The 23,610-nt window shown below is 69.7% G+C and carries 21 protein-coding genes; 16 read left to right on the top strand and 5 right to left on the bottom strand.

Features of this window, described 5'->3' with window-relative positions:
• The first annotated feature begins 112 nt into the window (after positions 1-112).
• Positions 113-1,351 (top strand): cysteine--1-D-myo-inosityl 2-amino-2-deoxy-alpha-D-glucopyranoside ligase, encoded by a 1,239-nt coding sequence (gene mshC / locus ACYVF3_RS29360; RefSeq protein WP_461157518.1) that lies wholly within the window; start codon positions 113-115, stop codon positions 1,349-1,351.
• 250 nt (positions 1,352-1,601) lie between these two features.
• On the top strand, positions 1,602-2,834 hold the full coding sequence (locus tag ACYVF3_RS29355; RefSeq protein WP_461157517.1) for a styrene monooxygenase/indole monooxygenase family protein: 1,233 nt from the start codon (positions 1,602-1,604) through the stop codon (positions 2,832-2,834).
• 58 nt (positions 2,835-2,892) lie between these two features.
• Here ACYVF3_RS29355 and ACYVF3_RS29350 read toward each other — a convergent pair whose 3' ends face one another.
• Positions 2,893-3,792 carry a PAC2 family protein gene (locus ACYVF3_RS29350; protein WP_461157516.1) on the bottom strand — a complete coding sequence of 300 codons (900 nt, stop codon included), beginning with the start codon at positions 3,790-3,792 and terminating at the stop codon, positions 2,893-2,895.
• 300 nt (positions 3,793-4,092) lie between these two features.
• Here ACYVF3_RS29350 and ACYVF3_RS29345 point away from each other — a divergent pair, with 300 nt between their 5' ends.
• The 6 genes from ACYVF3_RS29345 to ACYVF3_RS29320 all read left to right on the top strand — a co-directional run bounded on the left by ACYVF3_RS29345 (position 4,093) and on the right by ACYVF3_RS29320 (position 10,669).
• A complete protein-coding gene (locus ACYVF3_RS29345) occupies positions 4,093-6,354 on the top strand; it encodes a lysylphosphatidylglycerol synthase domain-containing protein (RefSeq protein ID WP_461157515.1) in 2,262 nt (753 codons plus the stop codon).
• A gap of 73 nt (positions 6,355-6,427) precedes the next feature.
• Positions 6,428-7,117, top strand: coding sequence for an HAD family hydrolase (locus tag ACYVF3_RS29340; protein ID WP_461157514.1), 690 nt, complete (start codon positions 6,428-6,430; stop codon positions 7,115-7,117).
• Complete coding sequence (locus ACYVF3_RS29335) at positions 7,114-8,058, top strand: homoserine dehydrogenase (protein WP_461157513.1); 945 nt, start codon at positions 7,114-7,116, stop codon at positions 8,056-8,058. Before ACYVF3_RS29340 ends, ACYVF3_RS29335 begins: the two co-directional genes overlap by 4 nt.
• 73 nt (positions 8,059-8,131) lie before the next feature.
• Positions 8,132-8,395, top strand: coding sequence for a phosphoribosyl-ATP diphosphatase (locus ACYVF3_RS29330; RefSeq protein WP_132622409.1), 264 nt, complete (start codon positions 8,132-8,134; stop codon positions 8,393-8,395).
• 135 nt (positions 8,396-8,530) lie between these two features.
• Entirely contained in the window at positions 8,531-9,379 is an 849-nt protein-coding gene (gene hisG, locus ACYVF3_RS29325; RefSeq protein WP_461157512.1) for an ATP phosphoribosyltransferase, read from the top strand.
• A gap of 444 nt (positions 9,380-9,823) precedes the next feature.
• Positions 9,824-10,669: a VOC family protein gene (locus ACYVF3_RS29320; protein WP_461157511.1), complete on the top strand. Its 846-nt coding sequence runs from the start codon at positions 9,824-9,826 to the stop codon at positions 10,667-10,669.
• Positions 10,670-11,056: 387 nt separating this feature from the next.
• Here ACYVF3_RS29320 and ACYVF3_RS29315 read toward each other — a convergent pair whose 3' ends face one another.
• The gene (locus tag ACYVF3_RS29315) at positions 11,057-11,947 is read right to left on the bottom strand and encodes a RecB family exonuclease (RefSeq protein WP_461157510.1); all 891 of its coding nucleotides are present in this window, start codon (positions 11,945-11,947) and stop codon (positions 11,057-11,059) included.
• A 133-nt stretch (positions 11,948-12,080) separates the two neighbouring features.
• Here ACYVF3_RS29315 and ACYVF3_RS29310 point away from each other — a divergent pair, with 133 nt between their 5' ends.
• Positions 12,081-13,220, top strand: a complete 1,140-nt coding sequence (locus ACYVF3_RS29310) for a site-2 protease family protein (protein ID WP_461157509.1) — start codon at positions 12,081-12,083, stop codon at positions 13,218-13,220.
• 74 nt (positions 13,221-13,294) lie between these two features.
• Positions 13,295-14,128 carry a tRNA (adenine-N1)-methyltransferase gene (locus tag ACYVF3_RS29305; RefSeq protein ID WP_461157508.1) on the top strand — a complete coding sequence of 278 codons (834 nt, stop codon included), beginning with the start codon at positions 13,295-13,297 and terminating at the stop codon, positions 14,126-14,128.
• A 66-nt stretch (positions 14,129-14,194) separates the two neighbouring features.
• Here ACYVF3_RS29305 and ACYVF3_RS29300 read toward each other — a convergent pair whose 3' ends face one another.
• Together ACYVF3_RS29300 and ACYVF3_RS29295 are read right to left on the bottom strand one after the other, a co-directional pair.
• Complete coding sequence (locus ACYVF3_RS29300) at positions 14,195-14,947, bottom strand: Rv0361 family membrane protein (RefSeq protein WP_461157507.1); 753 nt, start codon at positions 14,945-14,947, stop codon at positions 14,195-14,197.
• A gap of 50 nt (positions 14,948-14,997) precedes the next feature.
• Positions 14,998-15,696 (bottom strand): Rv0361 family membrane protein, encoded by a 699-nt coding sequence (locus ACYVF3_RS29295; RefSeq protein ID WP_461157506.1) that lies wholly within the window; start codon positions 15,694-15,696, stop codon positions 14,998-15,000.
• 524 nt (positions 15,697-16,220) lie between these two features.
• On the opposite strand from ACYVF3_RS29295, the gene arc reads away from it, so the two are divergent.
• Both arc and ACYVF3_RS29285 read left to right on the top strand, forming a co-directional pair.
• Positions 16,221-18,011, top strand: a complete 1,791-nt coding sequence (arc, locus tag ACYVF3_RS29290) for a proteasome ATPase (protein WP_145736945.1) — start codon at positions 16,221-16,223, stop codon at positions 18,009-18,011.
• A gap of 100 nt (positions 18,012-18,111) precedes the next feature.
• The gene (locus tag ACYVF3_RS29285) at positions 18,112-19,062 is read left to right on the top strand and encodes an aldo/keto reductase (RefSeq protein ID WP_461157505.1); all 951 of its coding nucleotides are present in this window, start codon (positions 18,112-18,114) and stop codon (positions 19,060-19,062) included.
• Between the two features lie 34 nt (positions 19,063-19,096).
• On the opposite strand, the gene ACYVF3_RS29280 is transcribed toward ACYVF3_RS29285, so the two are convergent.
• Entirely contained in the window at positions 19,097-19,636 is a 540-nt protein-coding gene (locus ACYVF3_RS29280) for an NUDIX hydrolase (RefSeq protein WP_461157504.1), read from the bottom strand.
• A gap of 106 nt (positions 19,637-19,742) precedes the next feature.
• On the opposite strand from ACYVF3_RS29280, the gene dop reads away from it, so the two are divergent.
• The 4 genes from dop to prcA all read left to right on the top strand — a co-directional run bounded on the left by dop (position 19,743) and on the right by prcA (position 23,388).
• Entirely contained in the window at positions 19,743-21,242 is a 1,500-nt protein-coding gene (gene dop / locus ACYVF3_RS29275) for a depupylase/deamidase Dop (RefSeq protein ID WP_461157503.1), read from the top strand.
• A 155-nt stretch (positions 21,243-21,397) separates the two neighbouring features.
• Entirely contained in the window at positions 21,398-21,589 is a 192-nt protein-coding gene (locus tag ACYVF3_RS29270; RefSeq protein WP_125089420.1) for a ubiquitin-like protein Pup, read from the top strand.
• Between the two features lie 154 nt (positions 21,590-21,743).
• Positions 21,744-22,589 carry a proteasome subunit beta gene (prcB, locus tag ACYVF3_RS29265; protein ID WP_461157562.1) on the top strand — a complete coding sequence of 282 codons (846 nt, stop codon included), beginning with the start codon at positions 21,744-21,746 and terminating at the stop codon, positions 22,587-22,589.
• A gap of 58 nt (positions 22,590-22,647) precedes the next feature.
• A complete protein-coding gene (prcA, locus tag ACYVF3_RS29260) occupies positions 22,648-23,388 on the top strand; it encodes a proteasome subunit alpha (protein ID WP_461157502.1) in 741 nt (246 codons plus the stop codon).
• Positions 23,389-23,610 lie beyond the last annotated feature (222 nt).

Raw genomic sequence — 23,610 nt, 5'->3', positions numbered from 1 at the left:
CAAATGCGGGTATCTGCGGAAAAGATCTGCGACCGCGGGTGTCCCAGCATGTGACACGGGCGATGGTCCAGATGGCGGCGGCACCTCTGCCCGGACGTTTAAGGTCGGATGCATGCAACCCTGGTCATCGGTTTCCGTCCCCAAGGTGGAAGGCACCCCACGTCCACTCCAGCTGTTCGACACCGCGGCCGGTGAGGTCAGGCCCACCGAACCCGGGCCCGAGGCGCGGATGTACGTCTGCGGCATCACCCCGTACGACGCCACCCACCTCGGTCACGCCGCGACGTACCTCGCGTTCGACCTGATCCACCGGGTGTGGTTGGACAACGGTCACCAGGTCCACTACGTGCAGAACGTCACCGACATCGACGACCCGCTGCTGGAGCGGGCCGAGCGGGACAACGAGGACTGGGTGGTCCTCGCGATGCGCGAGACCGCGCTGTTCCGGGAGGACATGGAGGCGCTGCGGGTCCTGCCGCCCGGCGACTTCATCGGCGCGGTCGAGTCGATCCCGGAGATCGTCGAGGCGGTCGAGAAGCTGCTGGCCTCCGGCGCCGCCTACCGGGCCGACGACAGCGAGTACCCCGACGTCTACTTCCGGCACCAGGCCACCGGCCGGTTCGGTTCCGAGTCGAACTACGACGAAGCCACCATGAACACCTTCTTCGCCGAGCGCGGGGGAGACCCGGACCGGCAGGGCAAGGAGCACCCGCTGGACGCCCTGCTGTGGCGGATGGCCCGGCCCGGCGAGCCGTCCTGGGAATCGGAGCTGGGCGCCGGTCGTCCCGGCTGGCACCTGGAGTGCTCGGTCATCGCGCTGAACAAGCTCGGGCTCGGGTTCGACGTCCAGGGCGGCGGTTCGGACCTGATCTTCCCGCACCACGAGTTCAGCGCCGCGCACGCCGAAGCGCTCTCGGGCGATTTCCCGTTCGCCAAGCACTACGTGCACTCCGGCATGATCGGGCTGGACGGCGAGAAGATGTCCAAGTCGCGCGGGAACCTCGTGTTCGTCTCGCGGTTGCGCGGTGACCGGGTGGACCCGATGGCGATCCGACTGGCGCTGCTGGACGGGCACTACCGCCAGGACCGCTCCTGGACCGCCGATGCGCTCACCGCGGGCAGCGCCCGGCTGGCACGGTGGCGGGAGGCCGTCGCGCTGAACTCCGGCCCTCCGGCCGCGGAGGCCATCGCCGGGCTCCGCGAGGCGTTGTCGAACGACCTGGACGCTTCGGGTGCGCTGCGCGCGGTCGACGCCTGGGTGGAGTCGGCGCTGGTCTCCGGCGGCGGCGAGGGCGGTGCGCCGGCTCAGGTCCGCGCGGCGGTGGACGCTCTGCTCGGCGTCGAGCTCTGAACGAAGCACTGCGAAGCTGACCGGTGAGTCCGCAATGGACTCACCGGTCACTCTTTTCCCATCGCATCTGGCAAAAACGGCAACTGCGGGTTGATCTCGGCTCCGCCGAAACGAGATCCGCCGTCCATCGACAGGTCCGAACGGGTTTGGTTTGATCATCGCGTAGTCACGGGGAGCGATGGTGCCGATCCGAAAGGCCGCCCCGCGCCCCGCAACGCGAATCTGCGGATGGTCGAGAGGTGACGGGGAAATGCGGAGAGTCCTGATCGTCGGTGCCGGGCAGTCGGGCCTGCAGCTGGCTCTCACGTTGCAGGCGCAGGACTACGACGTCACGTTGGTCTCGGCGCGGACGCCGGAGGAGATCCGCGGCGGAGGCGTCATGTCGACGCAGACCATGTACTACCGGGCGCTGGAGATCGAACGGCGGCACGGACTCTCGCTCTGGAACGACACGGCCCCGAGGCTCACCGGGCTGCGCATGTCGGTCGCGGGTCCCGACGGGCAACGGGCCGTCGACTGGCTCGCGCCGCTGAAGGGATACGCGCTGTCGGTCGACCAGCGCGTCAAGTTCGCCGCCTGGTTGGAGTTGTTCGCCGAACGCGGCGGCAAGGTCGACCACCGCGCGCTGACGGTGTCCGAACTGGACGAGATGGCGGGCGACCACGACCTCGTGGTGGTAGCCGCGGGCGGGGGAGAGCTCGCCGCGCTGTTCGAACGCGACCCGCAGCGCTCGCCCTACGCCGAACCGCAGCGCGCGCTCGCGGTCGCCTACGTGCGGGGCACCCGGAGCGGAACCGACTCGGCGGACTCGTCCGCGGCTCACTTCAGCGCGCTCGCCGGCCTCGGCGAGGTCATCAGCTTCCCCGCGGAGACGGTCGACGGCACCTGCGAGATCGTGCTGCTGGAAGGTGTTCCCGGCGGCCCGCTGGACGCCTTCGGCGACCGGCCCGCGCCGCAGCAGCAGTGGGAGCGGATGCTCGGCCTGCTGCGCGAGCACTGCCCGTGGGAGTTCGACCGGTTCGCCGAAGCCGAGCTCACCGACGAGGGCGCGACCCTGGTCGGCGCGGTGACCCCGACGGTGAAGAAGCCGATCGGGCAGCTGCCCTCCGGACGCCTGGTGCTCGGCCTGGGGGACAGCGTGGTGCTCAACGACCCGGTCACCGGGCAGGGCTCCAACGCCGCGTGCCAGGGCGCCCAGATCTACCTGGAGAGCATCCTCGAACGCGCCGGCGGTCCGTTCGACTGGGACTGGATGCAGCGCACCTTCGACCGCTACTGGGACTTCGCCCAGCACATCACGATGTGGGCGAACGCTGCCCTGCAGCCGCCGCCCCCGCACGTGCTGGAGATCTTCGGCGCCGCCGGGCAGCTGCCCGCGGTCGGCGAGCGGTTCGCCGACGGCTTCGCCAACCCCGATGACCTGACGTCGTGGTTCCTCGACCCGGACGCCGCGGGGGCCTTCATCGCGGAGTGCGCGGCCTGACGAGCAACGGCCGAGGCGCGATCAGCCATCGCGCCTCGGCCGCTCGTGGATCAGGTGCTCAGCCGGGACCGGGGCCCAGCGGGCCCTTGCCGCCCGGCCCGCGGCGGCGCAGGTAGCGCTCGAACTCGGCGGCGATCGCGTCGCCGCTGGCCTCGGTCAGCCGGACCTCCGCGTCGCCGCGCTCCTCGAGGGCGCGGACGTAGTTGCGCACGTCCTCGTCCTCCTCGGCCATCTCGCTGACCGTCTCCTCCCACTCCTCGGCCTGGTCGGGGAGGTTGCCCAGCGGCACCTCCACGTCCAAGGCCTCCTCGACGCGGTGCAGCAGCGCCAGCGTCGCCTTCGGCGAGGGCGGCTGCGAGACGTAGTGCGGTACCGCCGCCCAGAACGAGATCGCCGGGATGCCCGCCTGCACGCAGGCGTCCTGGAAGATCCCGACTATCCCGGTCGGGCCCTCGTAGCGGGTGCGCTCCAGACCGAACGTCTCCGCCGAATCGGCGTCGTAGGCCGTCCCGCTGACCGGGACCGGGCGCGTGTGCGGGGCGTCCGCCAGCAAGGCCCCCAAGGTCACCACGGTGCGCGCGCCGAGCTTCTCGATCCGCTCCACGAGCTCGCTGGAGAACGCCTGCCAGCGCATGTTCGGCTCGATGCCGTGCACGAGGATCACGTCGTGCTCCGCGCCGGGCGGGCGGCAGACGGTCAAGCGGGTGGTCGGCCAGGTGACCTGCCGGGTGACGCCGTCGACGAGCTTGACGGTCGGACGGGTGACCTGGAAGTCGTAGTACGGGTCGGGGTCGATCTCGCTGAGGGACTCGGCGTCCCAGATGAGCTGCAGGTGCTCGATCGCGGAGCTGGCTGCGTCCCCGGCGTCATTCCATCCTTCGAACGCGCAGACCACGATCGGGTCCGTCAACCGCGGCAGGTCGGCGTTCGGTTCGGGTGTCTGTTCGCGATCGGTCACCGCGCAAGCCTACGACCTAAGCCATCCCCCAGCGCTACTCCCTCGGGTAATTCATGATCACGTGGCGAAGCCCCTCGCAGGCCCGTCGGCGGCCCGCCCGCACGCGGTCCCGGGCTGTCTCTGAAACCCCGGTTGCGGTGCGGTTTCTCCTCGGCAGGGGCCCGGCGGCGAGGTCGGTTTGACGGCGTTGTCCCGGAGTCCGAGGCTGGGTTGACAGTCTGTGCGGAGCAGGTGCCTGTGGAGCGGAGTCCTTCAGCGCCGAGTGGGAGAACAGGTGTTTCCCCACGTTCGCGGCTGCGGTTGTCGATCGGACGTCACCCCGGTGACCTGGGCAAACTAGGCCTGGTCGCCGGGCTGCTGGTGCTGGGGGCGTTGCTGGCGCTGATCCCGGCGAACCCGGTGGAGCTCGCTGTTCACCAACAGCTGATCGCTCTCTCCCGCGTCGCCGATCCCTTCTGGGTGGTGTTGACCTGGGTCGGGTCGTGGGCCGGGATCGTCGGCGTCGTGGTCGTGACCTCCTACCTGGGCTGGATCAGGGTGGCGCTGCTGTGCGGCGGCTCCGGGGCGCTGACCTGGTGCATCGCGATGCTCATGCACCAGCTGCTGGGCCGGTCCTTCCCGTCGGAGGAGGTCGCGGTGGTGACCGTGCTGGCCGTCGTCGCCACCCCCTACGTCGGCCGGGTCGCGCGCTACCTCGGGTGGGGCGTGGTCCTGCTGACCGGCATCGCGGTGGTGCACCTGAACCTGGACCTGCCGCTGGGCGCGGTCGGAGGGGCGCTGCTGGGGTGGGGCGTCGGGCTGCTGTGCCACGTCGCGTGGGGCGCACCCGGCAGGAAGGTCTCGCAGCTGCTCATCTTCGACGAGCTGGAGCAGGCAGGGCTCGCGCCGGTGGCGATCACCGCGCTCCGGCACCGGCTGCTGCAACCGCGCGAGTTCGCCGTGGACACGGTGGACGGGCCGCCGCTGCGGGTGAAGGTCGTGCGCAGGCTCAGCCGCCGCGCGGGCGGCTGGTACAAGTTCAAGCGGCTGCTCATGCTGCTCGACGTGCAGGACGAGCCGAGCCTGTCGACGCCGCACCACGAGGTCGAGCACGAGGCCTACGCGACCCTGCTGGCCTCCCGCGCAGGGGTGCGGACCCCCGAAGTCGTGCTGGCCTGCGACGTCGCCTACGCGCCCGCCCTGCTGGTGGTGCGGGAGGTCAGCGGGCGGCGGCTGACCGAACTGCGGCCGGAGGAGATCGACGAGGAGCTGCTGGCGGACATCTGGGAGCAGGTCGCGCTGCTGGCGAACGCGCGCATCGCCCACCACGACCTGCGGGCCAAGAACGTCCTGGTGGACGAGCAGGGTAGGACCTGGCTGCTGTCGTTCACCTTCAGCCACCCGGGTGCCGACGACGCGCGGTGCGCGCAGGACCTGGCCGAAGCGCTGGTGTCGGTTGCCGCGCTCGTCGGCGTGGAGCGGGCCGTGAGCAGCGCGATCTCCGCGCTGCCGGTCGAATCGCTGTCGGCCGCGCTGGGCAGCCTGGTGCCGCTGGCGCTGCCGCGCCGAATCCGGGCGCAGGCCCAACGCGGCCGGTACTTCCTGGCGGAACTGCGCGAGACCCTCGCCGACCGGCTCGGCCTGCCGATCCCGGGGTTCCGCTCGCCCGTGCGCCCGACCACCGTGCTGAGCCTGCTGCTCGTCGGCGCCGCCGTCTACCTCCTGATCCCGGAGCTGTCCAACACGCGCGACGTGCTCGGGGCGCTGCGGCACGCCCACTGGGGCTGGCTGGCGGTGGCGGTCGTGACCGGGTTCGTCGCGATCCTGCTGTCGTCGATCTCGGTGCAGGGCTCCAGCCGTATCCCGCTGCCGTTCTGGCAGACCCTGCAGGTGCAGATCGCCGCCGGGTTCACCGGGCGCACCACACCGGGCGGTGCCGGGTTCTTCGGCATCAACGTCGTCTACCTGGAGCGGCTCGGTCTGCGCAGGCCGCTCGCGGTGGGGGTGACGCTGCTCAACCAGGCGGGCACCGGAGCCGTGGCGTTCGTGGTCTCGGTGGTCGGCGTCTTCGCCGTCGGCCTCTCCGGCACCTTCACCAACCTGTCGCTGCCCGGCTGGCAGCTGATCGTCGCCGTCGCGGCGCTGGTGGTGGTCGCCGTCGTGGTGCTGCTCTCGCCACCGGGCCGTCGCCGGTTGATGCCCTCGGTGCGTGAGGTCGGCCGGGAACTGGTGGACACCCTGCGGCACCCGGTGCGAGCGCTGCAGCTCTTCGGGGGAGCTCTGGGATACCTGGTGGTCTCCGGGCTGGGGCTGGCGACGTCGCTGGCCGCGCTGCACCCGCACTTCTCCTGGATCGCGGTGACCATCGTGTTCGTCGTCGGCAACACCCTCGGCCACCTGGTGCCCTCACCGGGCGGGCTTGGTGCGGTCGAAGCCGTCCTGCTCGCCGGGCTCGGCGCGATGGGCGTGCCGCCGACCGAAGCCGTGGCCGCCGTGCTGCTGTCACGGCTGCTCACCTACTGGATCCCGGTCCTACCGGGCATCCTCATGTTCCGCTACCTGCAACACCGCGGCGTCATCTGAGGAGTCTTCGGACACGTTGGGTAGGAATCGGTACAGAGAGTCGTGTGTACTGGTGGCGGAACCCTCTACCGCTGTGAACGGAGTGTTGCGCGTGGCCCAGCCCGCCGCCGTGCTGTTCGACATGGACGGCACGCTCGTCGATTCCGAGAAGTTGTGGACCATCGCACTCGACGACTACGCGGCGCATCGGGGCGGCAGCCTCTCGCCGCAGGTGCGCGAGGACATGGTCGGTTCCAACATGACCCGCAGCATGCGCCTCCTGCTGGTCGACCTCGGACTGCCCGAGGGGCCGTCGGAGATCGCGGGCGCCGCCAGCTGGGTCGCGCGCCGCATGACCCGCCTGTTCGGCGAGGGTCTGCCCTGGCGTCCGGGCGCCGAGGAAGCGCTGCGCCGCACCAAGGAGCTGGGTCTGCCGACCGCGCTGGTGACCTCCACGATCCGGCCGCTCACCGACATGGCTCTGGACACCCTCGGCCACGACTCCTTCGACGTCACGGTCTGCGGTGACGAGGTCGACGGCAAGAACAAGCCCGACCCCGAGCCGTACCTCAAGGCCGCCCGCCTGCTCGGCGTGGACCCCGCCGACTGCGTCGCCGTCGAGGACTCGCCCACCGGCGTCGCCTCCGCCGAGGCCGCCGGCTGCGCGGTGCTGGCGATCCCGTGCGAGGTGCCGCTGGAGGACGGCCCCCGGCGGACGCTGCGCCATTCGCTCACCGACGTCGACTTCGCCGCGCTGGGCGATCTGCTCGCCCCGGCGGCGTGACCGACCCGCTGCCGATCGTGCTCGCCGGCTGCGGGCCGGTCGGCCGGGCCTACGCCGGCCTCGTCACCGAACGCGGCCGGCGGCACGGCCTGGACCTGCGGGTTGTGGCCGTGCGCGGCCGGGACCGCCAGCGGGAATCAGGGGAGTGGGAGTCGCTCACCGACCTGCCCGAGCTCCTGGAGCGGACCGGCGCGCGCGTGTTCGCGCAGGCAGTGCCCTCCGACGGCGACCCGCGTGCGGCGCGCGAAGCGCTGCAGGCGCTGCGCGCGGGCGCGCACGTGGTCACCGCGACCAAGTCGCACCTGCTCACGCACTGGAACGAGCTGGACGCAGCGGCCGAGGCCGCCGGGCGGTCCGTGCGGATCTCGGGCGCCACCGGCGCCGCGATGCCCGCGGGCGACCTCGCCCGGTCGGTGCTGCGCGGCTTCGACGTGCCCGAGGTGTCCGGTTGCGTCAACGGCACCGCCACGTTCGTCCTCGACCGCCTCGCCGACGGTGTTGAGCCTGCGCAGGCCGTGGCCGATGCGCAGCGCGCAGGCATCGCCGAAGCCGATCCGAGCAGCGACCTCTCCGGTGCCGACGCCGCGACCAAGTTCCGGCTGATCAGCGCGCTGCTGTGGGGTTGGGACCCGGCGGGGACCCGGGTGGAGGCCGAGCCGATCGCGACTCCGCTGCCCGCTGTCCCAGCAGGTCATCGCTTGCGGCAGGTGGCGAGGGCGGTGCGCGACGAGCCCGGGGTGGTGCGGGTGGTGCTGTCAGCGGAGCCGGAGGGCTCGTCGCTGGGGGCGCTGCGCGGCCCGGACAAGGCCGTGCGCTACGACTGCGGCGACGCCGGGGAGATCACCGTCTCCGGCGGGCGCTCCAGTCCGCGAGGAGCGGCGCTCGCGATGATCAAGGACACGCTCGGCGCGGTCTTGGAAGCCACCACCGGCTTCCGCTGATCGGCCGTGATCGAGCCCGCAAACGGACGGGTCCGATGTGAACCCGCCCAGGACGGATGCAAGGATCGAGAACGTGAAGACCTTCGACGAGTTGTTCGCCGAGCTGCAGGAACGTGCCCGGACCCGCCCAGAGGGTTCCTCGACGGTGGCCGCGCTCGAGTCCGGTGTGCACGCCCAGGGCAAGAAGGTCCTGGAAGAGGCCGGAGAGGTCTGGCTCGCCGCCGAGCACGAGTCCGACGAGGAACTCGCCGAGGAGATCTCGCAGCTGCTCTACCGGCTGCAGGTCATCATGCTGGGTCGCGGACTGTCCTTGGAGGACGTCTACCGCTACCTGTAGTACGCAACCAGAGCTCAGGTCGCCGCGGGCGCGTCGGAGCCGCTCCGCGGCGCACATGAGCTCCGAGATCTCGAACCGGTGGGCGTCCGCGTTCCCGGTTCGTCAAGCCGAGTGCTGTCCCAGGAGGAGTTCCCCATGCTGCGCGTCGCAGTGCCCAACAAGGGCACGCTTGCCGGTCCCGCGTCCGAGATGCTCGCGGAAGCCGGGTACCGGCAGCGCCATGAGCAGCGGGACCTGACGGTGATCGACAACGCCAACGAGGTCGAGTTCTTCTTCCTGCGGCCCAAGGACATCGCGATCTACGTCGGCTCCGGTGAGCTCGACCTCGGTCTGACCGGACGCGACCTGGCGCTCGACTCCGGAGCACCGGTCGACGAGCGCCTGGCGCTGGGGTTCGGCGGGTCGACCTTCCGCTACGCGGCGCCCGCCGAGGCCGGTGAGTGGACGGTGTCCGATCTGCAGGGCAAGCGCATCGCGACCTCCTACCCGCGGCTGGTGGCCGACGATCTCGCCCGCTACGGGGTGACGGCCGAGGTGATCCGCCTGGACGGAGCGGTGGAGATCTCCATCCAGCTCGGGGTCGCCGACGCGATCGCCGACGTCGTCGGGTCGGGCCGCACTCTGCGCCAGCACGGGCTCGTGGCCTTCGGCGACCCGATCTGCAAGTCCGAGGCGGTGGTCCTCGAACGTCGCGGCTCCGACCAGGAGCAGGTGAAGAACCAGCTGATCGCGAGGTTGCAGGGCGTGGTGTTCGCCCAGCAGTACGTGATGCTGGAGTACAACTGCCCGAAGGAACTGATCGACGACGCCACGAAGATGACCCCGGGACTCGGCTCGCCGACCATGTCGCCGTTGGCCGACGAGCGCTGGGTCGCGGTCCGCGCCATGGTGTCCCGCAAGGACGCCCCGGCGATCATGGACCGGCTCGTGGAAGTGGGAGCCAAGGCGATCCTCTCCTCCGACATCCGAGCCTGCCGCCTCTGAGCAACGGCCGGTTTTAGGAGTTCTTGCAGGATCGCCTTGCTTGGCGGTGCGGGTGGCGGAACCTCACACGCCGCCTGGGCTCCGTGCGCTACTCCTTTTGTATGCCAATACACGGCGTCGCGGCGTACTCACCCAGACGGCGTGTGAGAACCCGCGGCGGTGCGGGCTGAGTCCCACACCTGGAGCAACGGCTCCGCCGCATCCCGAAACGACTCCCTAGTCCAAACCGAGCCATGATCATGTCCGTTTTGTCGGCTCAGTTTGGACCTAAACTGGGAGTGGTTGCGCCATTCGGGCGAACAGGTGTCTCAATCGTGTTCACCTGGCCCTCGTCGGGGGACGCTGGGTCGGGTGAGCGCGAGTTGGTCCGGCGCGTCCGCGGTTGTCACACCGGAGGCGTATTTTCGACGGTGACGATCTTGGGCGACGCCGATGGGGGTTGGCATGGCAGTAGTGGTCCCGGGGAAAACGCCGCCGCAGTGGCAGCTCTACGCAGGTATGCCCTGCTGGATCGAGCTGATCACGACGAACCTCGAGAAAGCCCGTGAGTTCTACGCGAACCTGTTCGACTGGGAGTACGAGACCCACTCCGACCCGGTGTCCGGGGAACACGTCATCGCGCTGCGCGACGGCTTCCCGGTCGCCAGCCTGCGCGCGGCCTCCGGTGACCAGTCGATGTGGCGGCTCTACCTCGCCGCTGCCGACTGCGCGGAGAAGGTCGCCGAAGCCGAAGAGCACGGCGCCGTGCAGACCGTGCCGCTGAACACGGTGCCCAGGGTGGGCCGCAAGGCCGTGCTGATGGGCCCCTCCGACGCGGAGTTCGGGCTGCTCGAACCGGAGGAGTCCTGGCAGTTCGACGTCGGGCTGCCAGGCACCCTGATGTGGGCCGAGCTGGTCACCATCAAGGCGCAGGCCGCCGACAACTTCTTCCAGGAGCTGTTCGGCTACAGCGCGGAGCAGTTCGGCACCGTGCACCGCTCGGACTACTCGGTCTGGTACCTCGGCGAAGAATCCGTGCTGGCCCGGGTCAGCATGATCCGCGACTTCATCACCGAATCCACCCACCCGCACTGGCTGCTGTACCTGGGGGCCGACCCGGACATCGGCACCGACGAGCTCGTCCGCACGGCCATCGCCAACGGCGGCCGCGTCCGGGTCGATCCCTACGACTCCAGCATCGGCCGGATGGCCGTGCTGCGGGACCCGACGGGCGCGCGGTTCGCGGTCATCGACCAGACGCAGGCCGGCGAGTACGGCACCGCGGCCAACTACGACCCGTACGAGGACTGATCGTCCCGTTCATCGGGTGCTACCGACGGATTTGCTTCTGTTGTGCCGGTTCACCGCATCTGCTCAGGGAGCTCGCTGCTTCGCGGTGCGGGTTCTACTGCAACTACTCAGTGGTCTGTTTGCTTTGCGGTGCGGGATGCGGAACCTCAGACGCCTTCTGGGTCCGGGATCCGAGACTTGAGTATGGAACGGATACGCGGCGCTACGGCTGTCCTCCCCAGAAGGCGTCTGAGAACCCGCGGCGGTGCCGGTTGCTTGCGTGGGGCACTGAGAAACCGGCTTCGCCGGTTGCCTGGGGTGGGGAAGTTTTCATGAGAACTTCGACCTGGTCCCCCAGCAGGAACCGAGTCCGCGCGGCGGTGTCGCTCACCTGGCGGCGCGTTTACCTCAGTCCGTTCGGTCCAGGATGGACTCTTCGTTGGTGGTGGGGTCTTCCGGCCAGCCGGGGTAGGGCGGCGGGGTGCCGCCGAAGGCAGGGCAGAGGGCCTTGTGATCGCAGTAGTCGCAGAGCTTGCTCGGATTCGGCCGGAAATCCCCGGTTTTGCCCGCGCGCAGGATCGCCTGCCAGATCGCTTCGAGCGTGCGCTCGAAGCGGCGCAGCTCGTCCTCGTCGGGGGAGTAGGCGAGCTTCTGCTTGTTGGCCAGGTACATCAGCAGCAGCTGCCGGGGAACCTCACCGCGCAACCGCCACAGCACCAAGGCGTAGAACTTCATCTGGAACATCGCCTTGGCTTCGCCGATCTCACGCGGAGCGTTGCCGGTCTTGTAGTCCACCAAGCGGATTTCACCTGTCGGGGCGACATCCACGCGGTCGATGAAACCGCGCAGCAGCACACCCGACGGCAGCTCGGTCTCCACCCGCAGCTCGCACGACTCGGGTTGCAGCCGCTGCGGGTCCTCCATCTCGAAGTAGGCGTCCAGCAGGCTGCTCGCGGACGTCAGCCACTGGGCCAGCTCGGGATCGTCCGGGCCCTCGAACAGCTGCTCCAGCTCAGGCTGCTCGGCGAGGATCTCCTCCCACGCCGGTGTCAGCAGATCTCCCGCCCGCTGCCGGTCGCGCTGCTCGGTGGGCAGGCCGTAGAGCCGCTCCAGCACCGAGTGCACGACCGTGCCGCGCACCTGCGCGCGCGTCGGCTTCTCCGGCAGCCGGTCCACCGCGCGGAAGCGGTAGAGCAGCGGGCACTGCTTGAAATCCCCGGCCCGCGAAGGCGAGAGCGCCGGACGCCGCCGGGTCGCGTCCGCGGGCTTGGCGGTTTCCTGCTGCACGGTCTCGGCCATGACCACGGACCTTAACGAAACCGCCTGACACCACGTCGGCGCGGGAGGGACCTCCGATCGACATCGTCGCGAATTCGCGTCACGGCATCCGGGCGTCACAGTCGCCTCACCTCCGACGGACTACCCTTCGGCCATGCCGCCGACCGCGTCCTCGCCCGTCCGGCCCAAGCTCGACGACGGCGGGTTGCTGCTGTGCCGAGTGGCCGGAGTGCCGGTGCTGCTGTCCACATCCTGGTGGCTCGGCGCCGCGCTCATCGTGCTGCTCTACACGCCCATGGTCGGTCGCATCCTGCCCGGCGCCGGGGTGTGGGCGAGCGCGGTGCTGGCGGCCGTGTTCACGGTGCTGCTGGCGGCGTCGGTGCTGCTGCACGAGCTCGGGCACTGCATCGTCGCGCTGCGGATGGGGCTGCCGGTGCGGCGGGTGCGGTTGTTCCTGCTCGGCGGTCTCTCCGAGATCTCCCGCACGCCGCCCAGACCGTCCCAGGAAGGCCTGATCGCCGCCGCCGGCCCCGCGGTGTCGCTGGTGCTGGCCGGTGCGACGGGCATCGCCTGGTACGCCATGACGCCGGGCGGTGCCATCTGGCTGCTGGTCGCCCAGACCTGCGTGGCCAACCTCGCCGTCGGCGTGTTCAACCTGCTGCCCGGACTGCCGCTGGACGGCGGGCGGATGCTGCGGGCGCTGCTGTGGCAGGTCACCGGACGCCGCGTCGCGGGCACCACGGCCGGCGTCGTGGGCGCCGGTGCGGTCGCCGTCGCACTGCTGGTCTACGCGCTGGTCGGGCTGTTCAGCGGAGCCGAGGACCAGTGGCTGCGCCTCGGCGTGTGCGTGCTGATGGCCTGGTTCGTCGTGGCGGGGGCGAGCGCGGAGCACCAGGCGGAGCAGCGCCGCCGCTGGCCCAGCGGGCTCGAACTGTCCGATCTCGTGCGCCCGGTGCTGCAGCTGCCCGCGGAGAGCCCGGTCTCCGACGCGCTGGTGGCCGCCGCAGGGCGCGGTGTCGTGCTGGTCAGGGCCGACGGCATCGCGGTCGGCCTGCTGGACCAGACTGCCGCCGAGCGCTTGGCCACCCACGCCCCGAACGAGCCTGCCGAACGCGCCGCCGAACCGGTCGAGGCGGACACGATCCTGCTGGACAGCGAGTCCCCGGACGCCGTGCTGGAGAGGGTGCAGTCGGTGCTGGCGTGGCAGTTCCTCGTCATCGACTCCGAGGGTCGTCCGAGCGGCGTGCTCCGCCGCGAAGACCTGCGCTCCGCGCTGCGCTCCCGGCGGGGGTGAAGACCGGTCGGTCTGCGACGATGGTTCGCCGTGCATCGAGCACGCGAGGTGAGCGTGGAGAAGGTAGGCAGCAGTTGAGCAGCACCGTCAGCGGTGAGTTCCAGCCCGGCGACCGGGTCCAGTTGACCGACCCCAAGGGGCGCAAGTACACGGTCCTGCTGGAAAAGGGAGGGGAGTACCACACCCACCGCGGCGCGCTCGCGCACGACGACCTCATCGGGCAGCCGGAGGGTTCGGTGGTGGTCTCCGCAGGCGGCACGTCGTTCCTGGCGCTGCGCCCGCTGCTGGCCGACTACGTGCTGTCCATGCCGCGCGGCGCCCAGGTCATCTACCCCAAGGACGCCGCCCAGATCCTGATGTGGGGCGACATCCGGCCGGGCGCGAAGGTGCTGGAAGCCGGTGCCGGTTCCGGCGCGCTGAGCTGTTCGCTGCTGCGCGCGGTCGGTTCGGAGGGCAGCGTCACCTCCTACGAGGTGCGCGAGGACCACCACGAGCACGCCGAGCGCAACGTGAAGCGCTTCTTCGGCGAGATCCCGGAGAACTGGGACCTGCGGCTCGGCGACCTGCTGGAGTACGACGGCGAGCCGGTCGACCGCATCGTGCTCGACATGCTCGCTCCCTGGGACGTGCTGGAGCTGGTGAAGGAGAAGCTGAACCCCGGCGGCGTGCTGATCGTCTACGTGGCGACCACGACCCAGCTCTCCCGGGTCACCGAAGCGATCCGCGAGCAGCAGAACTGGACCGAACCGCAGGCGTGGGAAACGCTGCTGCGGCCCTGGCACGTCGTCGGCATGGCCGTCCGCCCCGAGCACCGGATGGTCGCCCACACGGCGTTCCTGCTCACCACCCGCCGCCTCGCCGACGGAGTCACACCCCCGCGCGTCCAGCGCCGCCCCAGCAAGGGCTGATCCAGACGTCAGAACGGCCCGCACCGATCGCTCGGTGCGGGCCGTCCTGACATCCGGGGCCGGACGTCAGCAGATCTTCCACTCGCCGCCTTCGACGACCATCTTGAAGTCCTCGTCCAGCGGGAACGGGGGCATCTGGCTCAGGTCCCTGCCCATGACCGTGCCGGTCGCCCGCATCTCGCCGGTGACCTTCGCCGTGGCGGTGTCGTCGCCGTTGTCGACGACCGGGCCGAGGGTGGCGCGGAAGGACAAGCCGTCGACGAACTTCTTGACGTCGGCGTCGGTCAGCCCCAGCTCCTTGAGCTGGGCGACGTCACCGCCCTTGCCCTCCATCGAGTCGATGACCTCCTGCAGCCCCGCTCGCTCCTTCTTGCAGCTGACGGACTGCAGCGCCGCGAAGTCCTTCGCGTTGATGCTCTCCACGGCGTCCTGCGCCACGGCCTTGGGATCACCGGGGCCGCCGGTGAAGACGACGACCAGGGCGATGATGACGCCGATGACGACCAGGCCGCCGAGACCGCCGAGGATCCACGGCAGCGGGGACTTCTTCTTCGGGGGCTGCCCGTAACCGCCGAACTGGTTCGGGTACTGCTGCGGGTAGCCGCCCTGCTGGAACTGCTGGCCCCCGCTGGGCGGGTAGGCGCCACCGGGTTGCTGCGGGTACTGCTGGCCGCCGCTCGGCGGGTAGGCGCCGCCCGGCTGCGGGTGCTGCTGGCCGCCGCTGGGCGGGAACTGCCCGCCGGGTTGCTGCGGGTACTGGCCACCGGGCTGCTGCCCCCACCCGCCCTGTCCGGGCGGCTGCTGCGGTGGGTACGTCACGTGGAATCCCCCTGATTCTCTTCTGTTGTTCCCCTTGAAAACGCCCCCGGCTACCCGCCGAGGTCGCAGACCTTCCACTCGCCGCTCTCGACGACCAGGCCCATGGTCTGGTCCACCGGCTGGGACGCTCCGTCGGCTTCGTAGGTTCCGGTGAGCCGAGCCGAGGCCTTGTCACCGTTGCGGGTGACCTCGCCCAGGCGCACGTCGAACTTCCACTGCTTGAGCTGGCCGACCGCGGTGTTGAGCTGGCTCTTGTTGGAGTCGCAGAACAGCGCGCCGATGGTGCCGAAGTCGCCCGCGTTCACCTTGGACACGACTTCCTGGGCGACCGGACGCGGCTCGCCGGGTCCGCTGCCGAGCCAGAAGAAGAGGCCGACGCCCGCGCCGGCGAGCACCAGCACGCCCAGGACGATCCCGAGGATCACGGGCAGCTTCGACTTCTGCGGTTCCGGCGGTTCGACGTCGCCGAAGCCGCCCGGCTCGTTGAGCCAGGAACCCGGCCCGAACTCGCTGCCCCACTGCGGCGGCATCGGCTGGCCGGGCTGCTGCGGCTGCGCGGGTTGCGGCTGACCCGGGTGCATCTGGCCGGGTTGTCCCTGCTCCGGGCCCTGCTGTCCCCATCCGGTGTGCTGGTTGCCGTACCAGTTGGGCTGTTGCTGCGGGTTGCCGGAAGGCTGAGGGGGGAATCCGTTCCCCGTGGGTTGCTGCCCCCACCCGCCCTGTCCAGGCTGCTGCGGCGGATAGGTCATGGACTCCTCCCAGGAGTGTTCTTGCGGCATTCGACGCCGGGTTGTGCGCTAGCGGCGGTAAGTAGACCAGAGGCTTTCGGCCCGCGGTTGCGGAGTAACCGGATTACAACCTAAGTCGAGCTCCTCATCGGGAGTCCGGAATGTCCGGACGCCGCAAGTTGTTCCAAATGATGGGAGAAGTCGCGCGGCTCCCGATGAAATGCCACCCGGATGCCGGAGTGGTTAACCCGGTTGATCGCAGAGCGCACACGACCGCTGTGGCGCAACGGAAAAACCCGTGGTCGCGGGGTTTCCGAGGGGGTGTCGGCGACCCCTCCGGGAGTATCGAACGGACCATGATCGACAACCCACCGTATCCGCCCCGACCAGCCACGATGTAACGCGGGAGGAACAACCTTGTTTAAGTCATGGGTATTCGGGGATTTCTGTGGCACGCTGGGCGATCCGGCGGACACCTCACGACGCCGCCGTCGTCGGTGATCGCCGGTACCGTGGTGGTACGAGCACGGGAGGAGGGTGCCGACATGCAGCACGACCGTCCCGGCAGCCGGCCTGAGGAGGGCGACGGCGAGCAGGGTGCGGGCTCCGCGGAGCTCCGCAGCCAGATCCGTCTTCTCGAAGACGAGGTCGCACTGCTTCGCCGCAGGCTCAACGAGTCTCCTCAACAGGCCCGCCTGCTGGAAAAGCGGCTGGCCGAGGCATCCGAGAGAGTGAGCCAGCTCACCGAACGGAACGCCAAACTCACCGAGACCCTGAAAGAAGCGCGAGGCCAGCTGACGGCCCTGCGCGAGGAGGTCGACCGCCTCGCCCAACCCCCGAGCGGGTACGGCGTGTTCCTGCACGGCTACGAGGACAGCACGGTCGACGTATTCACCTCCGGTCGCAAGATGCGGGTGGCGGTGTCGCCGAACGTCGAGATCGAGGGCTTGAAGCTGGGGCAGTCGGTTCGCCTCAACGAGGCCCTGACGGTGGTCGAGGCGGGCGCGTTCGAGCAGACCGGTGAGGTGTGTTCCTTCCGGGAGATCCTGTCCTACGCCGAGGGCGAGGCCCCCCGCGCGCTCGTGACCGGGCACACCGACGAGGAACGCGTCGTGTGGCTGACCGAACCCCTGGCCGACTCCGGGCTCAAGTCCGGCGATTCCCTGCTGGTCGACAGCAAGGCCGGCTACGCCTACGACGTCGTGCCCAAGGCCGAGGTCGAGGACCTCACGCTCGAGGAGGTGCCCGACGTCGGCTACCGCGACATCGGTGGCCTGGGCGGGCAGATCGAGCAGATCCGCGATGCCGTGGAGCTGCCGTTCCTGCACTCCGACCTCTACGTGCAGTATCAGTTGCGCCCGCCCAAGGGCGTCCTGCTCTACGGACCACCGGGCTGCGGTAAGACGCTCATCGCCAAGGCGGTGGCCAACTCGCTGGCCAAGAAGGTGGCCGCGGCGCGAGGCGACGACGATGGTCAGGCGAAGTCCTACTTCCTGAACATCAAGGGCCCCGAGCTGCTCAACAAGTTCGTCGGTGAGACCGAACGGCACATCCGGATGATCTTCCAGCGCGCTCGGGAGAAGGCCTCCGAGGGCACGCCGGTGATCGTGTTCTTCGACGAGATGGACTCGATCTTCCGGACCCGCGGCAGCGGTGTGTCCTCCGACGTGGAGACCACCATCGTCCCGCAGCTGCTGAGCGAGATCGACGGTGTGGAAGGGCTCGAGAACGTCATCGTCATCGGTGCCTCCAACCGCGAGGACATGATCGACCCGGCGATCCTGCGGCCCGGCCGTCTCGACGTGAAGATCAAGATCGAGCGTCCGGACGCCGAATCGGCCAAGGACATCTTCTCCAAGTACCTCACCACGGAACTGCCCATCCACGAGGAAGACCTCAAGGAGTTCGGCGGCGACAACTCCGCGTGCCTGGACGCGATGATCCAGGCCACGGTCGAGCGCATGTACGCCGAAACCGACGAGAACCGGTTCCTGGAGGTCACCTACGCCAACGGTGACAAGGAAGTCCTCTACTTCAAGGACTTCAACTCCGGCGCGATGATCCAGAACATCGTGGACCGGGCCAAGAAGGCGGCGATCAAGTCGGTGCTGGAGACCAACCAGCCCGGCCTGCGGGTCCAGCACCTGCAGGACGCCATCATCGACGAGTTCGCCGAGAACGAGGACCTGCCCAACACCACCAACCCGGACGACTGGGCCCGCATCTCCGGCAAGAAGGGCGAGCGGATCGTCTACATCCGCACCCTGGTCAGCGGGAAGAACCAGGAATCCGGCCGAGCGATCGACACCGCCACCAACACGGGTCAGTACCTGTAAGGACCCGCGCGGCCGCCGGTGCTTCGGGGCCGTCACCCCACTTCGGGGTGGCGGCCCCGAGCTCGTGCGGGCCGCTTCGCGACGGGCTACGTTGCTAGGCATGATCTCCGCGCAGAAGCCCGTGCAGCGACTGGGACTCGGGCTGGCCGCGCTGGGCAGACCCGCCTACATCAACGTGGGTCGCGCCGACGTGCTCCCGCAGCAGCGCACCGCCGAAGCGATGCGCGAACGGACCCGCGCCGTCCTGGACGCCGCCTACGCGCGCGGCATCCGCTGGGTCGACACCGCCCGCTCCTACGGCAGCGCCGAGCAGTTCCTGGCCGACTGGCTGGGGGAGCGGGGCCACGAGGACGTGACCGTCTCCAGCAAGTGGGGCTACGCCTACGTCGCGCAGTGGCGCATCGAGACCGAGGTCCACGAGATCAAGGAGCACTCGCTGGAGCGGCTCCGCGGTCAGTGGGCCGAGACCCGCGCGCTGCTGGGCGATCGCATCGACCTGTACCAGGTGCACTCGCTGACCAACGCCAGCCCGCTGTTCGAGGACATGGAGCTGCAGCACGAGCTGGCCCGCATCCGAGACTCCGGAGTGCGCCTCGGGTTCTCCACCAGCGGCGCCGCGCAGGGCGAGAGCATCGAGCGGGCCTGGGAGCTGGAGGTCGGCGGCACGCAGCTGTTCAGCGCCGTGCAGTCGACCTGGAACACCCTCGAACCGTCGGTCGGGCGGGTCCTCAACGAGGTGCACACCGGCGGGTGGCGGGTCCTGCTGAAGGAAACCCTGGCCAACGGCCGGCTCGCGATGAAACCGCCGGACGAGGTCGCCACCATCGCCGCGCGCCACGGCGTCGGGACGGACGCCGTCGCCGTCGCCCACGCACTGGCCCAGCCGTGGGCCGACGTGGTGCTGCTCGGCCCCGCCAGCGTCGAACAGTTGGAGACCAACCTCCAGGCCGTGAACGTGGAGCTCGGCGACCAGGACCTGGCCGCGCTGAAGTCGCAGGCATCGGATCCGGCCACCTACTGGGGCGACCGGGCCGAACTCCCGTGGCACTAGGACCCTGACCGTCAGCGTCCGGCCGGAGCTCCGGTCATCGGGGTGACCCGGTGGTGTCAGCCGGCTCCTCGCGGGACCGGAGCCAGCGGAGGGCGAACTGGCGGCCGTCCGGCACGAACGGCCAGTCCGGGTCGTCCAGGCGCTGCCGCAGTTCGGTGATGGGCATCCACCACCCGTCGGCGACCTCCTCGGGCTGGTGCACCACGGGCCCGTCCCAGCTCGCCTGGAACAGGAAACCGTGGTAGCGGACGGTGCCCTGCACGAAGTCCTCGCGGAACAGGAACTCCGGCTCGGCGTGGACGCCGAGCTCCTCGGCCAGCTCGCGGCGAGCGGCGTCGTACGGGTCCTCGCCTGCGCCGACCACGCCTCCGGCGGCGCAGTCGTGCATGCCGGGGTAGACGTCCTTGGTGTCGGTGCGCCGGTGCACGTAGATCCGCCGGCCGTCGCCGGAGACCACCAGGACTGCCGCCGCCGCGTGCCACGAGCCCCGCTCGCGCATCTCGCGCCTCGAAGTCCGGCCCACGACACGCCCGGCCGCGTCGTACAGCGCGACCTGCTCCTCATCCGCACCCACACCACGATCGTGCCACCCGGTCGGTGCAGCGGTTTCGGGGCACGATCGGCGAACCTGTTGCTTCAAGCACTCTGCTCGGTCGCCGATACCCCGTACTCTGCGAGGTATGCGGCGGATCATGGGAACCGAGGTGGAGTACGGCATCGTCGTACCGGGCGATTCCAGCGCCAATCCGGTGCTGACCTCCACCCACATCGTGCTGGCGTACGCGGCGGCGGCCGAGATCCCCCGGGCGAGACGTGCCCGGTGGGACTACGAGGTCGAGTCGCCGTTGCGCGATGCGCGCGGGTTCGACCTCAGCTCAGCGGCTCAGCAGTCCAACGGTTCGGACGGCGACGACCTCGGCGCGGCCAACGTCATCCTCACCAACGGCGCGCGGCTCTACGTCGACCACGCGCACCCGGAGTACTCGGCGCCCGAGGTCACCAACCCGCGCGACGCGGTCATCTGGGACAAGGCAGGCGAGCGCGTGATGGAGGAGGCCGCGATGCGCGCGGCCAGCGTGCCCGGCACCGCGCCGATACAGCTCTACAAGAACAACGTCGACGGCAAGGGCGCCAGCTACGGCACCCACGAGAACTACCTGATGGCCCGCAACACCCCCTTCACCTCCGTGATCGGTGGTCTGACGCCGTTCTTCGCCTCCCGGCAGGTGATGTGCGGGTCCGGCCGGGTCGGCATCGGCCAGGCAGGCGAGAAACCGGGCTTCCAGCTGTCCCAGCGCTCGGACTACATCGAGGTCGAGGTCGGCCTGGAGACCACGCTCAAGCGCGGCATCATCAACACCCGCGACGAACCGCACGCCGACGCCGACAAGTACCGGCGGCTGCACGTCATCATCGGCGACGCCAACCTCGCCGAGACCGCGACGTACCTCAAGCTCGGCACCACGGCGCTCGTGCTGGACATGATCGAGAACGGGCTGCGGTTCGACGACCTCAAGCTGGCCGACCCGGTGCAAGCGGTGCACCTGATCAGCCACGACCCGACCTTGAAGCAGTCCGTGGAGCTCGCCGACGGCCGCCGGTTCACCGGTCTGGACCTCCAGCGCGCCTACCACGATCGGGCCGCGGAATTCCTCGACGCCCACGGCGCCGAGCGCGCCTCCCGCGACGTGCTCAACACCTGGGGCGAGGTGCTCGACATGCTCAGCACCGATCCCATGTCCTGCGCCGACAGGCTGGATTGGCCCGCCAAGCTGCGCCTGATGGAGAGCTACCGCAGCCGCGATGGCCTGGGCTGGGCCTCGCCCCGGCTGCACATGATCGACCTGCAGTTCTCCGACGTGCGGCTGGACAAGGGCCTCTACAACCGCCTGGTGACCAGGGGATCGATGAAACGCCTGGTCAGCGAGGAAGAGGTGCAGGAAGCCGTCGGCGCCCCGCCGGAGGACACCCGGGCCTACTTCCGCGGACGCTGCCTGGAGCGCTACCCAGCCGAGGTGGCCGCCGCGTCCTGGGACTCGGTCATCTTCGACCTCGGCCGGGAATCCCTGGTGCGGATCCCGACGTTGGAACCGCTGCGTGGCACCAAGGCCCACGTCGGAGCGCTGCTGGAAGCCAGCAACAGCGCCGAGGAACTGGTGGACTCGCTGACGAGGGGATGACCCGCCGAAACTGCGTTTCGCGCACGTCAGGTAGTCGGAAAGATCGTCAAAGACGCCCGGCTGGGCGTGGGCGAACGGGTGGTCGGCTAGGTAGTGTTCAAGGCAGGACGTCCCCGAATCCGGGGGTGTCCGGGACTTCAACACCGGGAGGCGAGATGTCTCAGGAGAAGGCTCAGCGGCAGGGCGGCGGCGACGGCGAGGAAGAGAACGGTCCAGAGGCCGCCGGTCAGGAACGCCGCGAAAAGCTCGGCGAAGATGTCGACGCCATCCTGGACGAGATCGACGACGTCCTGGAGGAGAACGCGGAGGACTTCGTGCGCGCCTACGTGCAGAAGGGCGGCCAGTAGGCCCCCTGCCGCCGGTGCGACCGGGCGGCGATCGAAGCGAGAACCGGTCACCGGGCCGGAGAAACACCGGCCCGGTGACTCTCGCTGCGCACTCGATCATGACTACAGTGCATCCTGTCGCAGGAGTCCTGTGAGAACGGAGACGATGTCGCTGATGGACCAGAGCTCGGCCCAGTTCCCCGGCCAGGCGCTTCCCGCCGCCTACTTGACCCCCGGATCCTCGTCATTCACCGACTTCCTCCGAGAAACGTCGCCAGAACTGCTGCCGGGCGGGCGCAAGGCGCCCGAAGGCACCGTGCAGGCACCGCACGGCACCACCATCGTCGCGGTCACCTTCCGCGGCGGCGTGCTGCTGGCAGGCGACCGCCGGGCGACGATGGGCAACGTCATCGCGCAGCGCGACATGGAGAAGCTGTTCGTCACCGACGCCTACTCGGCGGTGGGCATCGCCGGAACGGCCGGTGTCGCGCAAGAACTCGTCAAGCTCTACGCGGTTGAGCTGGAGCACTACGAGAAGCTCGAAGGAATCTCGCTGTCCCTGGACGGCAAGTCGAACAAGCTCGCCACCATGCTGCGCGGGAACCTCTCCGCCGCCATGCAGGGCCTGGCGGTCGTACCGCTGTTCGCCGGGTACGACACCGACGCCGAGGACCCCGATCGCGCGGGGCGGATCGTGTCCTACGACGTGGTCGGCGGCCGCTACAACGAAGCCGGCGGCTACCACGCGGTCGGATCCGGCTCGCAGTTCGCCAAGTCCGCGCTCAAGAAGCGCTTCGACCCGGACGCCGACCGGGACACCGCCGCGCGCGCCGCGGTGGAAGCCCTCTACGACGCGGCCGACGACGACAGCGCCACCGGTGGCCCGGACGTGACCCGGCGGATCTACCCGTCGGTCATCACCATCACCGCCGCCGACGGCGCGGTGCGGCTGACCGAGGAGCAGACGTCGGAGATCGCCACAGCCGTGGTCAGCGGACGCATGGAGAACCCGGGCGGCTGACCAGCGCCGTCCCACGATCCCGCCTGCCACAGCGAGCAGATTCAGGAGTGCAGAAGCCGTGACGATGCCGTTCTACACCTCCCCCGAGCAGTTGATGCGGGAGCGTTCCGAGCTCGCCCGCAAGGGCATCGCCCGGGGCCGCAGCGTGGTGGTGCTCAAGTACGCCGGTGGAGTGCTGTTCGTCGCCGAGAACCCGTCTCCGACCCTGCACAAGGTGTCCGAGATCTACGACCGCATCGGTTTCGCCGCGGTGGGCCGCTACAGCGAGTTCGAGGCGCTGCGGGTCGCCGGAGTGCGCATCGCCGACGTGCGCGGTTACTCCTACGACCGCCGCGACGTGACCGGGCGGTCGCTGGCCAACACCTACGCGCAGCACCTCGGTGCGATCTTCACCGAGCAGATCAAGCCGTTCGAGGTGGAGATCTGCGTCGCCGAGGTCGGAACGACCGCCGAAGCCGACCAGCTGTACCGGCTCACCTACGACGGTTCCATCGTGGACGAACCGCAGTACGTGGTGATGGGCGGCCAGGCCGACACGATCACCAGCTCCCTCAAGGACTCGTTCAGCGACGGCATGGAACTCGGCGACGCCATCCGGGTTGCTGTCAAGGGACTTTCGTCCAGCGGCGACTCCGGCAGGGAACTGGGCACCAAGGCCCTGGAGGTCGCGGTCCTCGACCGGGCCCGTCCCAACCGGACGTTCCGCCGGATCCAAGGTGCCGCCCTCACCGCCCTGCTGCCCGAGTCGACTGAGGACTCCGGCAAGTCCGGGGACGAGGAAACCCCCTCCGGCAAGTGAGCCGGCGCTTGAGCTGACCGCTCCCGCACCCGCCGGTGGGTGCGGGAGCGCGTGCGCCGCCGCGGGTGCGGCGCGCCCACATCCCGGGAAATCGTACGGATGTACGGCGATTTCGGCTGCTCCGTGCGGGGGCGTGCGGAACGGGTGCGTGACGGCCTGCGACCAAAATCTGTCGAACTCGATCTGACACTTGCCCGAACGGCGGACCGCCGCGAGGGCGGT

Source organism: Saccharopolyspora tripterygii, from assembly GCF_054778355.1.
Note: the sequence above shows the minus strand (reverse complement) of the source record. Positions and strands in the feature narration are given on the sequence as shown.

Bases quoted from the DNA above. Each gene is read 5' to 3' on its own strand.
- ACYVF3_RS29355 (WP_461157517.1), top strand. From the start codon at position 1,602: ATGCGGAGAGTCCTGATCGTCGGTGCCGGGCAGTCGGGCCTGCAGCTG.
- ACYVF3_RS29270 (WP_125089420.1), top strand. From the start codon at position 21,398: ATGTCTCAGGAGAAGGCTCAGCGGCAGGGCGGCGGCGACGGCGAGGAA.
- ACYVF3_RS29310 (WP_461157509.1), top strand. From the start codon at position 12,081: ATGCCGCCGACCGCGTCCTCGCCCGTCCGGCCCAAGCTCGACGACGGC.
- dop (WP_461157503.1), top strand. From the start codon at position 19,743: ATGCGGCGGATCATGGGAACCGAGGTGGAGTACGGCATCGTCGTACCG.
- mshC (WP_461157518.1), top strand. From the start codon at position 113: ATGCAACCCTGGTCATCGGTTTCCGTCCCCAAGGTGGAAGGCACCCCA.
- ACYVF3_RS29320 (WP_461157511.1), top strand. From the start codon at position 9,824: ATGGCAGTAGTGGTCCCGGGGAAAACGCCGCCGCAGTGGCAGCTCTAC.
- ACYVF3_RS29285 (WP_461157505.1), top strand. From the start codon at position 18,112: ATGATCTCCGCGCAGAAGCCCGTGCAGCGACTGGGACTCGGGCTGGCC.
- prcB (WP_461157562.1), top strand. From the start codon at position 21,744: ATGGACCAGAGCTCGGCCCAGTTCCCCGGCCAGGCGCTTCCCGCCGCC.
- arc (WP_145736945.1), top strand. From the start codon at position 16,221: ATGCAGCACGACCGTCCCGGCAGCCGGCCTGAGGAGGGCGACGGCGAG.
- ACYVF3_RS29315 (WP_461157510.1), bottom strand. From the start codon at position 11,947: ATGGCCGAGACCGTGCAGCAGGAAACCGCCAAGCCCGCGGACGCGACC.
- ACYVF3_RS29295 (WP_461157506.1), bottom strand. From the start codon at position 15,696: ATGACCTATCCGCCGCAGCAGCCTGGACAGGGCGGGTGGGGGCAGCAA.
- hisG (WP_461157512.1), top strand. From the start codon at position 8,531: ATGCTGCGCGTCGCAGTGCCCAACAAGGGCACGCTTGCCGGTCCCGCG.